The sequence below is a fragment of the Micromonospora sp. NPDC005305 genome (assembly GCF_040607315.1).
Lineage (GTDB): Bacteria > Actinomycetota > Actinomycetes > Mycobacteriales > Micromonosporaceae > Micromonospora.
The window spans coordinates 225482-238905 of sequence record NZ_JBEXGL010000001.1; the positions used below are offsets into that span (position 1 = coordinate 225482).

Annotated in this window: 14 protein-coding genes and 1 tRNA gene; 13 read left to right on the plus strand and 2 right to left on the minus strand. The window is 75.2% G+C overall.

Translation table 11 applies throughout. The features are described from left to right. Window positions 1-6: 6 nt before the first annotated feature. Together ABZS80_RS01075 and ABZS80_RS01080 are read left to right on the plus strand one after the other, a co-directional pair. Window positions 7-993 (plus strand): winged helix-turn-helix domain-containing protein, encoded by a 987-nt coding sequence (locus tag ABZS80_RS01075; RefSeq protein ID WP_355053840.1) that lies wholly within the window; start codon window positions 7-9, stop codon window positions 991-993. Between the two features lie 129 nt (window positions 994-1122). Next, a complete protein-coding gene (locus tag ABZS80_RS01080; RefSeq protein WP_355054184.1) occupies window positions 1123-2052 on the plus strand; it encodes a Ppx/GppA phosphatase family protein in 930 nt (309 codons plus the stop codon). A 74-nt stretch (window positions 2053-2126) separates the two neighbouring features. Here the strand turns inward: ABZS80_RS01080 and ABZS80_RS01085 are convergent, their stop codons facing one another. Continuing rightward, window positions 2127-2447, minus strand: coding sequence for a LysE family translocator (locus ABZS80_RS01085; protein ID WP_355053841.1), 321 nt, complete (start codon window positions 2445-2447; stop codon window positions 2127-2129). Between the two features lie 107 nt (window positions 2448-2554). Between ABZS80_RS01085 and ABZS80_RS01090 the strand changes: the two genes are divergently transcribed. From ABZS80_RS01090 to ABZS80_RS01135, 10 genes are all read left to right on the plus strand, one after another. Next, complete coding sequence (locus ABZS80_RS01090; protein ID WP_151461256.1) at window positions 2555-2887, plus strand: PadR family transcriptional regulator; 333 nt, start codon at window positions 2555-2557, stop codon at window positions 2885-2887. Then, window positions 2884-3897: a hypothetical protein gene (locus tag ABZS80_RS01095; protein ID WP_355053842.1), complete on the plus strand. Its 1014-nt coding sequence runs from the start codon at window positions 2884-2886 to the stop codon at window positions 3895-3897. The genes ABZS80_RS01090 and ABZS80_RS01095 overlap by 4 nt, the downstream gene beginning before the upstream one ends. 234 nt (window positions 3898-4131) lie before the next feature. After that, window positions 4132-4845, plus strand: coding sequence for a dienelactone hydrolase family protein (locus ABZS80_RS01100; protein ID WP_355053843.1), 714 nt, complete (start codon window positions 4132-4134; stop codon window positions 4843-4845). 19 nt (window positions 4846-4864) lie between these two features. Then, a complete protein-coding gene (locus ABZS80_RS01105; protein WP_151461291.1) occupies window positions 4865-5578 on the plus strand; it encodes a uracil-DNA glycosylase in 714 nt (237 codons plus the stop codon). Window positions 5579-5598: 20 nt separating this feature from the next. After that, window positions 5599-6339: a DUF4129 domain-containing protein gene (locus tag ABZS80_RS01110; RefSeq protein WP_355053844.1), complete on the plus strand. Its 741-nt coding sequence runs from the start codon at window positions 5599-5601 to the stop codon at window positions 6337-6339. After that, window positions 6336-6917: a hypothetical protein gene (locus tag ABZS80_RS01115; protein WP_355053845.1), complete on the plus strand. Its 582-nt coding sequence runs from the start codon at window positions 6336-6338 to the stop codon at window positions 6915-6917. Before ABZS80_RS01110 ends, ABZS80_RS01115 begins: the two co-directional genes overlap by 4 nt. Further along, complete coding sequence (locus ABZS80_RS01120) at window positions 6917-7924, plus strand: MoxR family ATPase (protein WP_355053846.1); 1008 nt, start codon at window positions 6917-6919, stop codon at window positions 7922-7924. Before ABZS80_RS01115 ends, ABZS80_RS01120 begins: the two co-directional genes overlap by 1 nt. After that, the gene (locus tag ABZS80_RS01125) at window positions 7924-9285 is read left to right on the plus strand and encodes a DUF58 domain-containing protein (protein ID WP_355053847.1); all 1362 of its coding nucleotides are present in this window, start codon (window positions 7924-7926) and stop codon (window positions 9283-9285) included. The genes ABZS80_RS01120 and ABZS80_RS01125 overlap by 1 nt, the downstream gene beginning before the upstream one ends. Further along, window positions 9282-9854, plus strand: coding sequence for a hypothetical protein (locus tag ABZS80_RS01130; protein WP_355053848.1), 573 nt, complete (start codon window positions 9282-9284; stop codon window positions 9852-9854). The genes ABZS80_RS01125 and ABZS80_RS01130 overlap by 4 nt, the downstream gene beginning before the upstream one ends. A gap of 102 nt (window positions 9855-9956) precedes the next feature. After that, window positions 9957-11288: an NAD(P)/FAD-dependent oxidoreductase gene (locus ABZS80_RS01135; protein ID WP_355053849.1), complete on the plus strand. Its 1332-nt coding sequence runs from the start codon at window positions 9957-9959 to the stop codon at window positions 11286-11288. 52 nt (window positions 11289-11340) lie between these two features. Here the strand turns inward: ABZS80_RS01135 and ABZS80_RS01140 are convergent, their stop codons facing one another. Continuing rightward, window positions 11341-13170, minus strand: a complete 1830-nt coding sequence (locus ABZS80_RS01140; protein WP_355053850.1) for a hypothetical protein — start codon at window positions 13168-13170, stop codon at window positions 11341-11343. A 102-nt stretch (window positions 13171-13272) separates the two neighbouring features. Between ABZS80_RS01140 and ABZS80_RS01145 the strand changes: the two genes are divergently transcribed. After that, window positions 13273-13356, plus strand: a tRNA-Leu gene (locus tag ABZS80_RS01145). The last annotated feature ends 68 nt before the right edge of the window (window positions 13357-13424 follow it).

Below are 13424 nucleotides of genomic sequence, written 5' to 3' on the forward strand. Positions count from 1 at the left end.
GCTCTCATGCTGCGGCTGCACCTCGGACCGACGGACCTGTGCCGGGTACGGTTCGTCAACCGGCTGCACCCGGTCGGCACCGCCATGCTGGCCTGCCAGGCGCTGCACGATCCGGCCACCGCCGCCATGGCCCCGGATCTCGTCGCGGCGGCCGGCGCGGCGACCTCCGTACGCGGGGTGCGCGCCGCCGCCACGTCCCTGCGGCACCTGCTGCCGGCCCGTGGGCGCCTGCCCGACTTCCTCACCCCGTTCGACGGGTCGGACTCGGTGGCCGCGGGCCTCGCGGCGATCCGGTCCACCCCCGCCCGCCGGGTCCGGGAGGAGGTCGCCGCCGCCTACAGCGAGGTCACCGCGACGCCGCTGCGGCGCGCGTTCGCCGCCGCCGACCCCACGGTGCTCGACCTGTTCGGCCGGGCGCTCGACACCTGGTTCGGGGCGGTGCTGGCCCCGCACTGGTCCACCCTGACCGCCGTCCACCAGCGACAGTTGGCCGACGCCGCGCACCGGCTGGCCCGGCGCGGGCTGGCCGGCCTCTTCGACGGGCTGCACCCGGCGATCCGGTGGCGGCCACCCGTGCTGGAGGTGCGCACCTGGTGGAGCGGGGAGGTGACCGGCACCGGCGAGGGGATGGTGCTGCTCCCGTCGCCGGTGGCCGGCCCGCTGCCCCGGGTCCTGGTCGAACCGGGCCGCCCGGTCCTGCTCGTGTACCCCGCCGCGATGCCGGCGCGGGCCGCCGACCCGGCGGTCGACCCGCTCGCCGGGGTGCTGGGCGCCACCCGGGCGGCGGTGCTGCGTCGCCTTGCCGAGCCGGGCCCGCACACCACCACGGCGCTCGCCCGGGGCGTCGGGATCAGCCTCTCCACGGCCTCCGAGCACGCCACCGCCCTGCGCGCCGCCGGCCTGCTCGGCACCGAGCGCGACGGCGGCGCGGTCCGGCACCGCCTGACCCCGCTCGGCGCCCACCTGCTCGGCCGCCCCGCCGCCGACGACTGACTCTTCGTCGGCTCCAGATCGCCGAGCTGGCGGTGTCCGCCCGCCTCCGATGCCCCACCTCGGCGAGGTGGAGTGGATCAGCCGGCGGGCGGTCGAGGCTGCCGTAGGGTGGCAGCCGTGACGACGCGTGTGGCCGCCATCGACTGCGGGACCAACTCGATCCGACTGCTGGTCGCCGACCTGCCCGACCCGTCCGCCGGCGCGCAGGCGCCGCTGGTCGACCTGAGCCGCCGGATGGAGATCGTCCGGCTCGGCCAGGGCGTCGACCGCACCGGCCGGCTCGCGCCCGAGGCGATCGAGCGGACCCGGGTCGCGCTCGCCGACTACGCGGCGGAGATCGAGAAGCTGGGCGCCGAGCGGGTGCGGATGTGCGCCACCTCGGCCTCCCGCGACGCGTCGAACGCGGCCGACTTCCGCACCATGGTCGAGGAAACCCTCGGGGTAGCGCCCGAGGTGGTCACCGGCGACGAGGAGGCCCGGCTCTCCTTCATCGGCGCCGTCCGGGGCCTGCCCGGCGACGCCGAGCCGCCGTACCTGGTGGTCGACATCGGCGGCGGCTCCACCGAGTTCGTGGTCGGCACCCGCGAGGGCGGCGTCCAGGCGGCCATCTCGATGGACATCGGCTGCGTCCGGATGACCGAGCGGCACCTGCACGGCGACCCGCCCGGCCTGGACGAGATCGCCGCCGCGCAGGCCGACATCGCGGTCGCCGTGGACCGGGCGCTCACGGCCGTCCCCGGCCGGGAGGCCGCCACCCTGGTCGGGCTCGCCGGGTCGGTCACCACCGTGGTGGCCCTCGCCCAGGGCCTCCAGGAGTACGACCCGGCGCGCATCCACCACGCCCGGGTGTCGTACGAGCAGGTTGCCGAGGTCACCGCCGACCTGCTGGGGAAGACCCGCGAGCAGCGGCTGGCCAGCCCCGTGATGCACCCGGGCCGGGCCGACGTGATCGGCGCGGGGGCGCTGGTGCTCCGGGTCATCATGGAGCGCGCCGGGATGCCCTCGGTGGTCGCCTCCGAACACGACATCCTCGACGGCATCGCCTGGTCCCTGGCCTGAGGCGACGGGGCGTTACCGGGGTCAGGTGCGTTCGGTGGCGAGGCGGGCGCCGAAGCCGAGCAGGGCCACCCCGGTCAGCCCGTCCAGCCAGCGGCGGACCCGCCGCCGGGAGAGCAGGTCCCGGGCCCGGTTGAGCGCGGGTAGTCGCCGCGCCAGGCCGACCGCCAGGCCTGCACCCCGAGGTACGCCAGGTAGGCCACGCCGGCCCAGCGGATCGCCTCGAAGAGCGGTTGGGAGCGGACGATGAGCGCGCCCAGCCCGGCGGCGGCGGTCACCCCCTGCACCGCGTTCGAGGCGGTCACGCCGATCGCGCTCCACCGGCCGTGGCGCCGGCCGGCGGCCAGCGTGTTCCGGGTGACCACGGCGAAGTCCGGCCCCGGGATGAGGATCAGCACGGTGGCGAAGACCAGGAAGGACGCGTAGCTGCTCCACGACGCGCCACGAGCCTACCCAGCTATCGTGTTCTTGACGGTACTCCGTAATCCGCACTAGTGTGCGGAGCGTGGATACGACGCAGCTCCTCAAGGGCGTGCTCGACCTGGCCGTTCTCGCCGTGCTCAAGGAGGAGGACGGCTACGGTTACGACATCCTCCGCCGGCTGCGCGAGGCCGGCCTGGAGGAGGTCGGCGACGCCTCGGTCTACGGCACCCTGCGCCGGCTCTTCGCCGCCGGGCTGCTGACCACCTACGTGGTGCCGAGCGAGTCCGGGCCGCACCGCAAGTACTACTCACTCAACGTCGCCGGCCGGGACCAACTCACCCGCTCCGGCAAGACCTGGCGCTCCTTCGCCACCACCATGGACGCACTGCTCGACGATCGGGGGATGGCGGCATGACCGTCACTGGGCAGGAGATCGCGGACTACGTCGACCGGGTGCGGGCCGCACTCGCCGACCTGCCGCCCGCCGTCCGGGACGAGCTGACCGAGGACCTGCCGGAGCACCTCGCCGAGGTGGCCGCCGAGTCCGAGGGCAGCCTCGTCGACCGGCTCGGCACGCCGGAGGCGTACGCGGCCGAGCTGCGGGCCGCCGCCGGCGCCGAGGCGGGGGCCGGTCGGGGGCGCCGGCGGCGGCGACTGGCCGCCGCGCAGGCGCGCGCCGGCACCCAGCTGCGCGCCCTCGACATCCAGCTTGGCCCACTGCTCGGGCAGTCCTCGGTGAGCGAGTTCCTCCGCCCGCTGCGCCCGGCCTGGTGGCTGCTGCGCGGCTGGCTCGCGGCGCTGCTGATCTCGGTCGTGCTCCAGCAGCCGTCCGGGTTGCTGCCGCGGCTCGACGGCAGCGTGCTGGCCGGCCTGTTCCTGCTCGCCGGCACGGTCCTCGCGTCGGTCTGGCTGGGCCGGCGCTCACCCGGCCTCCAGGGCTGGCCGCGGCGGCTGACGCGGCTCGGCACCGCGGCGCTGCTGATCTTCTCCTTCGGGGTGCTGGTCAACGTCGACCAGCACGCCAGCTCCGACCAGTTCGGCAGCTACCAGGAGGTCTCGGTCGGTGACCGGTACGACTCGATCGAGGACGTCTTCGTCTACGACCAGGAGGGGCGGCTGGTCCGCAACGCCCAGCTCTTCGACCAGAACGGCGTGCCCATCCGGCTCGGCTGGCCGACCTGCCTGAGCGTGGACGGCAACATGCCCCCGCCGCGCAACGCCTACCCCTACTGCCCCGACCGGGCGCCCTTCGGGCCGCCGGCCCCGGCCGCACCGGCGTCGGCCGCGCCGACTGTGAGCGCACCGCCCGCGCCGGGCCCGGGCACGGCCACCCCCACGCCGAGCGGGAGCGCCATCCCCGCGCCGACCGTGACTCCGTCGGCGGCGCCGAGCGAGAGCACGCCGACGCCGGCGCCGACCCGCTGACGTCGATCCCCGGGGCGCCCACCGACCGGTGGGCGCCCCTCGGCATGTCCACGGTGGAAGACCTGACGGGGGCTCCCGCAGGCCACCGGCGCCGTCCCGTCCCGCAGGCGAACGGGAGGTGAAGGCCACTGTTCTTTCGTCTTCCCCGGGCCGGTGAGCGCGTGGCACGCTACCGGCACGTAACACCCACTGTGCGACCAGCCAACGATGACTGACCGCTAGGAGGACGGGCCCATGGGCGAGATGGTGAGCTTCACCGGCAACGGGGGGACGAGCGAGGGGTATCTCGCGATACCCTCCGGCGGTGCGGCCAGCCCGGCGGTCATCGTCATCCAGGACTGGTGGGGCCTGGTGCCCCACGTCCGGGCGGTGGTGGACCGCTTCGCCGAGGCCGGCTTCGTCGCGCTCGCGCCCGACTTCCGGCACGGCGGCCCGGCGAGCAAGCCGAGTGAGCCCCGGCAGATGTTGAACAGCGCCCAGATGGACGAGGCGGCGAGCGACATCGCGGCGGCCGCGGAATACCTCGCCAACCGGCCCGAGGTCGCCGGCAAGGTGGGGTGCGCGGGGTTCTGCGCCGGCGCCAGCCTGGCGCTCTGGTCGGGCACGTTCTCCGAGCGGATCGTCGCCACCGCCGGCTTCTACCCGCGGCTGCCGTGGGAGGGCATGGCCGCTGGCGCGGCAGACGACGCGGGCCGCGCCGGCTGGGCCGGCTACGCCGGCAAGGCCGCGCTCGTGCACTGCTCCGAGGCCGACGGCCTCTCCGCCGCCGACGGGGTGCAGAGCGTCCGGCGGGCCATCGAGGCGGCCGGCGGCACCTGCCAGACCTACGACTACCCGGGCACCGCGCACGCGTTCTTCAACGAGGACCGGCCGGAGCACTTCGACCAGCGGGCCGCCGCCACCGCCTGGGCCCGCACGCTGGAACTCTTCCGGGCCAAGCTTGGCTGAGACGCGTACCCCCGACGAGGTGGTCGCCCGCGCCGCGCGGGCGACCGACCTGGCCGACCTCGACGGTGCGGTGAGTGACTGCTTCGCCTGCCCACGGCTGGTGGTCTGGCGGGAGGAGGTGGCCCGGGTCAAGCGGGCGGCCTTCCGCGACCAGGACTACTGGGGGCGGCCCGTGCCCGGCCTCGGCCCGGCCGACGCGCGGATCGGCATCCTCGGCCTGGCGCCCGCCGCCCACGGCGGCAACCGCACCGGCCGGATCTTCACCGGGGACCGCTCCGGCGACGTGCTCTTCGCGGCGCTGCACCGGGCGGGGCTGGCGAACCAGGCGACCAGCGTGTCCGCCGACGACGGCCTCGCCCTGCGGGACACCCGCATCTTCGCCGCCGTGCGCTGCGCGCCGCCGGACAACAAGCCCACCCCGGCCGAGCGGGACACCTGCGCGCCGTGGCTGCACCGGGAGGTCACGCTGATCCGGCCCACCCTGCGCGTGGTGGTCGCGCTGGGCGCGTTCGCCTGGGCCGCGTGGTGGCCGGTCCTGCGCCACGTGTACGGACAGCGCCCGCCCACACCGCGCCCGGCGTTCGGTCATGGGGCACACTGGTCCGGCACGTCCGCACCGGCGCTGCTCGGCTGCTATCACGTCAGCCAGCAGAACACCTTCACCGGACGGCTGACACCAGCGATGTTGGACGACGTGTTCGCCCGGGCGAAGGACCTGGCCGGGGTGGACTGAGGAATGCCTGGGGCGGTGGGATGGACGTCGGCGTGCTGCGCAGGTGGTGGCCGGTCGCGGCGGTGACCCTGCTGCTCGCCGTCGGCGCGCTCGCCGCCGGGCACTCGGCCATCGGGGCGAGCCGCATCCCGCCCGCCGCGGACACCATTCCGTACGTGCCGGACTACCCCTCCGCCGAGGCGGCGCCCTCGATCACCGTCGAGCCCCGGGATGCCGGCCCACCGACCTCGGGCGGCATCCCCGGGTGGCTCGTCACCGCCGCCATCGTGCTGCTCGGGGCGGCCGTGCTGGCCGCGGTCGGGTACGTGCTCTGGACCGTGGTCGGCGGCGCGCTGCGTCGGGCGACCCGCGCGGTGCCCGCGCAGCGGACCCGGCGCACCGCCGAGGGCACCGCCCGCGAGGTGGTGGCCGCGCTGGACGCCGGCCTGGTGGAGCTGGACGACCGGTCCACCGACCCGCGCACCGCGGTGATCGCCTGCTGGGTCCGGCTGGAGGAGGCCGCCGACGAGGCCGGGGTGCCCCGGCACGCCGGGGACACCCCCACGGACCTGGTCAGCCGGCTGCTGCGCGGCGATCCGGCGGCCGGCGTCCCGGCGATCGCCAGCGCCGACGTGCTCGACGGCTTCGCGCACGTCTACCGCGAGGCCCGGTACGCCACCCACACCGTCGACGAGCGGATGCGCGACCAGGCCCGGGCGGCCCTGCGCCGGCTGCGCGGTGAGCTCACCACGGTGGCCACCGGCGAGGGGGCGCATCCATGAGCACCAGCATCGACGACCTGCTCTCGTTCGCCGAGGAGCCCGCCGAGGAGGCGCGGCGGTCGGGCGGCGGGCGGGTGCGCTGGGTGTTGCGCACCCTCGCGGTCACCGCCGCGATCGTGGTGGTGGTCGTCGTCGCGCTGCGCACGGTCGGCCTCCAGGTCTCGCTCTGGGTCATCGTCGCGGGTGTGCTCGCCGTGCTCGCCGTCCGCCGGGTCACCGCCGAGCTGTCGCCCCCGCCGCCGTCCCGGGCCGGCGCCCGCGCCCCGGCCGGCGAGGAGCCCGGCACCTGGAACTGGTCCGCCCGGGACGCGCTGCGCGCCGCGATCAACAAGTGGGAACGCCCGCTGGACTGGTGCTCGGGCAACCGGGAGCGGTTCACCGAGCGGGTGCTTCCCCGCCTCGGCGAGCTGGCCGACGAGCGGCTGCGCCAGAAGCACGGCGTCACCCGCGAGTCCGACCCGGCCCGTGCCCGTGCCCTACTGGGCGAGCCGCTGTGGACGTTCCTCGCCACCCCCGCCCGCCGCCCCCCGTCGCCGCGCGACCTCGCGGCGATCGTCGCCGAACTGGAGAAGTTGTGATGAACGACGTGGACCGGAGCATGCCCCCCGCCGAGGTCGGCCGGCTGGCCCGCGCCGTGCTGGAGGCGGTCGGCACGGTCGTGGTCGGCAAGCGGGAGGCGCTGGAGCTGGTCCTCGCCGGCATCCTGGCCGGCGGCCACGTGCTGCTGGAGGATCTGCCCGGCCTGGGCAAGACCCTCACCGCGCGGTCGTTCGCGCAGGCCCTCGGGCTGGACTTCCGCCGCCTCCAGTTCACGCCGGACCTGCTCCCGGCCGACGTCACCGGTTCCTTCCTCTACGACCAGCGCAGCGGCGACTTCTCGTTCCGCGCCGGCCCCGTCTTCACCAACCTGCTGCTCGCCGACGAGATCAACCGGACCCCGCCGAAGACCCAGTCGGCGCTGCTGGAGGCGATGCAGGAGAAGCAGGTCTCGGTGGAGGGCGTCACCTACCGGCTGGACGAGCCGTTCCACGTGCTCGCCACCGCCAACCCCATCGAGTACGAGGGCACCTACCCGCTGCCCGAGGCGCAGCTCGACCGGTTCCTGCTGCGGGTCTCGTTCGGCTACCCGAACCACGACGAGGAGTGGGAGGTGCTGCGCCGGCGGATCGCCCGCCGCCGCGAGGAGGCCGAGATCAAGCCGGTGGTGGACTCGGGCACGCTGCGCGCCATGCAGGCCGCGCTGGAGGACGTGGTCGTCGAGGACTCCATCGGCCGGTACATCGTTTCGCTGACCGCGGCCACCCGGGAGCACCCGTCGGTGCTGGTCGGCGCCTCGCCGCGCGGCTCGCTGGCGCTGCTGCTGCTGTCCCGGGTCCGCGCGGTGCTCGCCAACCGGGACTACGTGGTGCCGGAGGACGTCAAGGCGGTGGCGGCGCCCGCGCTGGCGCACCGAATCACCCTGCGGCCGGAGATGTGGCTGCGCCGGGTGGATCCGTCCTTCGTGGTCGGTGAGGTGCTGGAGTCGACACCCGCCCCGGCCAGCGGCGCGCTGCCCAGCTACGCGGCCGGGCCGTCCGGGCGCTGATGGCCGACCGTCAGGAACCGGCGAGCGGCTGGGCGCCCACGCGGGCGCTCGGCCGGGCCGTGCTGCTCACCGGCCTGCTGCTGGTCGCGGCGGCGCTGCTCGGCCGGATCGACCTGGTCGTGCTGGCCACCCCGTTCGCGCTGGGCACCGCGTACTCGCTGCGCCGCCGGCCCACGGCCCTGCCCGACCTGGAGATCGGCGCCGCGGACGCGCACCTGGTCGAGGGCACCCCGATGGCCGCCACGGTGGCGGTCGCCAACCCGGACACCGTCTCCTACGACCTGGCCGTGGTGCGGACGCGGATGTCGCGCTGGTTGCGGGTGGAGAAGGTCGGCTTCGGCGGGACCGGGGTGGACGTGAGCCGCTCCGGCGCCGACCGGCCCTTCGTCACCTCGGTGCCCTCCGGCTCGGCCGTCGACCTGGAGCTGACCGGGACGGCGCTGCGCTGGGGGCGGCACCCGATCGGGCCGGCCGGCGCCCGGGTCGCCGCGGCGGACGGGCTGCTCGTGTCGCGGGCCGTGGTCACCGACGCAATCCGGATGCGGGTGTACCCGATGACCGAGCCGTTCGAGGCGGTCGAGGCGATGCCCCGGGCCGCCGGGCTGGTCGGGGCGCACCACTCGCGCCGGCCGGGGGAGGGCGGCGAGCTGGCCGGGGTGCGCGTCTTCGCGCCCGGTGACCGGCTGCGCCGGATCGACTGGCGGGTGTCGCTGCGGGCCCGCCAGCTGCACGTGGCGGCCACCCTCTCGGACCGGGACGCCGAGGTGGTGGTGCTGCTCGACGTGCTGGCCGAGGCGGGCCGCTCCGGCGGCGTACGCGGGGCGGCATCGGTGCTGGACACCACGGTCCGGGCGGCCGCCGCGATCGCCGAGCACTACCTGCACCGGGGTGACCGGGTGGCGCTGCTGGAATACGGCCCGGCCGCCCGCCGGCTGCGCCCGGCCACCGGCCGCCGGCAGTACCTGACCGTGCTGGAGTGGCTGCTCGACGTCCACGCCGAGTCCTCCCCGCACGAGCCGTACGACCAGGTGTTCGGCCCGCAACTGCTCTCCTCGGACGCGCTCGTGGTGGTGCTCACCCCGCTGCTCGACGAGCGTTCGGCGCAGATGCTGGCCCGGATGGCCCGGGGCGGGCGGTTCGTCGTGGCGGTGGACACCCTGCCGGCCGAGCTGCCGGTGCCGAAGGACCGGGGCTGGTCCGAGGTGGCGTACCGGCTGTGGCGGCTGGACCGGGACACGATGATCGGCCAGCTCCGCGAGCACGGCGTGCCGGTGGTGCGCTGGGCCGGCGCGGGCAGCCTCGACCAGGTGCTGCGTGACGTGGCACGCCTGGCCACCGCACCCAAGGCCGGTATGCGATGAACGATCTCGTCGAGGGGCTGAACGAGCGGGTGCGGGCGCTCCGCTACGGGGTCCGGCGGGTCAGCCCGACCCCGCTGCTGGTGCGCGCCGGCATCTTCCTCAGCGTGCTGGTCGGCCTCCTGGTCGCGTACCCCGCTCAGGCCCTCATCCCGCGGGCGCTGCTGGCCCTCACGGTGGTGGCGCTGCTGCCGGCGATCGGTCCGCGCCGGGTCTGGCCGACGTTCGCCGCGCTGGTCACGGTCGGCGGCTGGCTGCTCGCCACGCTCGGCTTCGACCGGCCGCCCGCGCTGTGGCGGCTGCTCGCCGTGGCCACCCTGCTCTACCTGGCGCACACGCTGGCCGCGCTGGCGGCGCTGCTTCCCTACGACGCGGTGGTCGACCCGGATCTGGTGCTGCGCTGGCTGGCCCGGGCCGGTGGGGTGGTGCTGGCCGCCGCCGTGCTCGGCATCGTGCTGGCCTGGCTCGGTGGGGTCGGTGGGGACCGCGGTTCCCAGGCCGCGACGGTGGCCGGGCTGCTGGTGGCGGTGGGTCTCAGCGGCCTCCTGGCCTGGCTCCTGCGTCGCAGATAACGGGACACCCCGGGAAGTTGCGCAGGTCACAGGGGTTGTGCTCCGTCACAGAAGAGGGTCTCGATCGGGATTAGCCGAGCCCCCCGGGGAAAGATAGATGACGTGAATCCGAAGCGGATCCTTGTCGTGGGTGCCGGGCATGTGGGCCTGTACGCCGCTCTGCGCCTGTCCAAGAAGCTGAGCTCCCGTGAGGCCGAGGTCATCGTCGTCGACCCGCAGCCGCACATGACCTACCAGCCGTTCCTCCCGGAGGCTTCGGCGGGCAACATCTCCCCGCGGCACGCTGTGGTGCCGCTGCGGCGGGAGTTGCGCAAGTGCAAGGTCGTGGCCGGGACGGTCACCCGGATCGACCACGACCGGAAGACCGCCGTGGTGCAGCCGATCAGCGGCCCGACCCGGGAGATCCAGTACGACCACGTGGTGGTCGCCCCCGGCTCGGTCTCCCGCACCCTGCCGATCCCCGGCCTGCACGAGCACGGCATCGGTTTCAAGACCATCGGTGAGGCCATCTTCCTGCGCAACCACGTGCTGGACCGGCTCGACGTGGCGGCCGCCACCACCGACCCCGACGTGCGCAGCCGCGCGCTGACCTTCGTCTTCGTCGGCGGTGGTTACGCCGGCATCGAGGCGCTCGCCGAGATGGAGGACATGGCCCGGGACGCGCTGCGGTACTACCCGGAGCTGAAGCCCGAGGACATGCGCTGGGTACTGGTCGAAGCCACCCAGCGGGTGCTGCCCGAGGTCGACCGGGACATGGGCGCCTACACGGTGCAAGAACTGCTCAAGCGGAACATGGACATCCGCCTGGACACCCGGCTGGAGTCCTGCCTCGACGGGGTCGCGAAGCTCTCCGACGGGTCGAGCTTCCCGTCCGACACGATCGTCTGGACGGCCGGCGTCAAGCCGTCGCCGATGCTGGACGCGACGGACTTCCCGCGGGACGAGCGGCGCCGCGTCACCTGCCTGCCCACTCTCCAGATCGTGGACGGCGACCGGGTGGTCGAGGGCGCGTGGAGCGCCGGCGACTGCGCCGCCGTGCCGGACCTGACCAAGGAGCCGGGCAACTTCTGCTCGCCCAGCGCGCAGCACGCGGTCCGGCAGGCCGCCCGGATGGCCGACAACATCACGAACGTGATCCGCGGGCGCGAGCCGGTCAACTACAAGCACAAGCACGCGGGCAGCGTCGCGAGCCTCGGCCTGCACAAGGGCGTGGCCCAGGTCTACGGCGTGAAGATGACCGGCTGGCCGGCCTGGTTCATGCACCGCACGTACCACATGTCGCGGATCCCGTCGTTCAACCGCAAGATCCGGGTCGTGGTCGACTGGTCGCTGGCGTTCTTCCTCAAGCGCGAGGTGGTCGCCCTGGGCCAGCTGCACGACCCGCGGGAGGAGTTCGCCGAGGCGTCCGCGCCGCCGGTGGGCGCGCGCGTCTGAGAAACCGGAAAGGGCCCTTCCCGTACGGGAGGGGCCCTTCGCCGTGTCCGGGTCAGAACCGCCAGGTCCAGGCGTCGGCGGTCCGCGTGCCCGGCCCGAAAAGCTGCTCCAGGGTCCGGCGCAGGGTCTCGGCGTGCGGTGCGTCGTCGGTGAGCGCCACGCAGGAGGCGCCCCAGAACTCGATGTCCCGGGCGGCCTGCCGGCGCTGCCGGTCGCCGACCGCCGGCGCCACCCCCCGTCTGGCCGCCTCGGCCAGCAGGGCGGAGGTGGGGCGCTGGTACGTGCCCATGGTGGCCGAGCCGTTGCGGCCGTACGGGCCGATGAAGAAGCCCTCCGGCATGCCGAACGCGGCGTCGGTGGCGGTGCCCCAGCGCATCGGCCAGGGGTCCTTGGGGGTGGCCGTGGGCACCGGCACCAGCACCCCGCCGGGGCGTACGCACTGCCGCCAGTGCCCGCCGGTGACGAACTCGGGCAGCGGCGGCCGGTCGGTGGTGGGCAGCGGCGCGGGGAACACGCTGAGCAGGGCCGCGCCGACCGCGACGGGGACCAGCCGGCGGGAACGCCCGCGCTCGCCCAGCGCCCGGTGCACGGCCAGCGTGAGCACCGTCGCGACCAGCGGCAGCACCGCGAGGCCGAACCGCATCGGCAGCGCGCCGTCCACCACCGGCAGGCCGGCCAGCAGGGCGTACGGGCCGGGCAGCCCGGTCCGCTCCCCGCCGACGACCACCTCGGGGCCGAGCGACAGCGCCGCCATGACCAGCGCCCCGGCGAGGCAGGCGACGACCAGGGCGCGCCGGCCCAGCCAGACCGCGCTGGCGGCGGCCACCAGCAGCAGCGGCCAGCCCAGGAAGCCGTTGAACTCGGCCGGGCCGGTGGTCAGCCGGACCGCGTCGGCCCCGCCGAGCACGGACAGCGCGGAGAGCCGGGTCCAGCTGGTCAGGTCGGCCGAGAAGTAGCGCGGGCTGAACATGCCGTCCGAGACGGCCTGCGGCCCGGCGAACTGCAGCCACAGCGGGTACGCCAGCACGAGCAGGGCCAGCCCGGCGGCGCACATCAGCCCGCCGGCGAAGCCGGGCAGCGCCCGGCGCAGCAGCGCCCGGTCGGCCAGCCCGTACGCGACGGCCATGACGAGCAGGGTGAGCGCGGTGAGGAAGAGCACCTCCTCGCCGACGAAGACCTGGACGGTGACGGCCGCGGCCAGCCCGAGCGCCCAGGTGGCCAGCCGGCGGCGGTCCGGGCCGTCCGGGCGGCCGGCCGGGTCGGCGGCCCGGAGCAGCCGGACCACCAGCCAGATGATCACCGGGACCAGCCACTGGGCGGTCATGTGCAGGTGCGCGTTGCTCTGCGAGACCATGCCGGGGCCGAAGCCGCAGAGCGCCGCGCCGAGCCCGGCGGCGAGCCGGCGGGCCCGCAGCGTCCGGTTCAGGAGCAGGTACCAGGCCAGCGCCGTGCCGGCCAGGTTGGCCGCGGCCAGCAGGGCGAAGGTGACCGGCGCCCCGAGGGCGAGGGTGACCGGGGCGAGCAGCACGCCGAGCGCGATGACGGTGGTGTTGGTCATGAGGTTCACCCCGTCCGGCGCGTTCAGCCGGTCGGTGGTCAGGCCGAAGTCGCCGAGCAGGGCACGCGCGTCGACGGTCAGGAACCACTCGTAGAGGGTCTGGTCGGCCGGGTTGAGGGCGAGCACCCGCTGCCCGGGCGCCGGCCACAGCCCGTGGGTGAGCCAGCCGGCGAGCGCGGCGAACAGCAGGCCGACCAGCAGGTCCGCTCGGTGCCGCCGGCCGGCGGCCAGCAGCCGGGCCGCCCGGCCCGGGCGCACCGCCGGGTCGAGACGGACGGCCTGGTCACGGTCGGGCCCGGGGGCCGTGCGGGCGGCGCTGGTCACGGCCTCGACCATATCGGCCAGGCCCCGCGGGGTACGCCGGGCCGCGATGCAGCCGCTACGGTGAGATCTGCACCGCCGCGTGTCGACGCGCCGGTGTCACCCGCCCGGGTGGTGGAACGGCAGACACGGCCGCCTTAAAAGCGGCTGCCGAAAGGCGTGCGGGTTCGACCCCCGCCCCGGGCACCACACTCTCAGCTTTCCCACAGCTTCGCGCGGCGCGCGGCGTTGCCCCCGCGTTTACCCTGGAGAGGCAC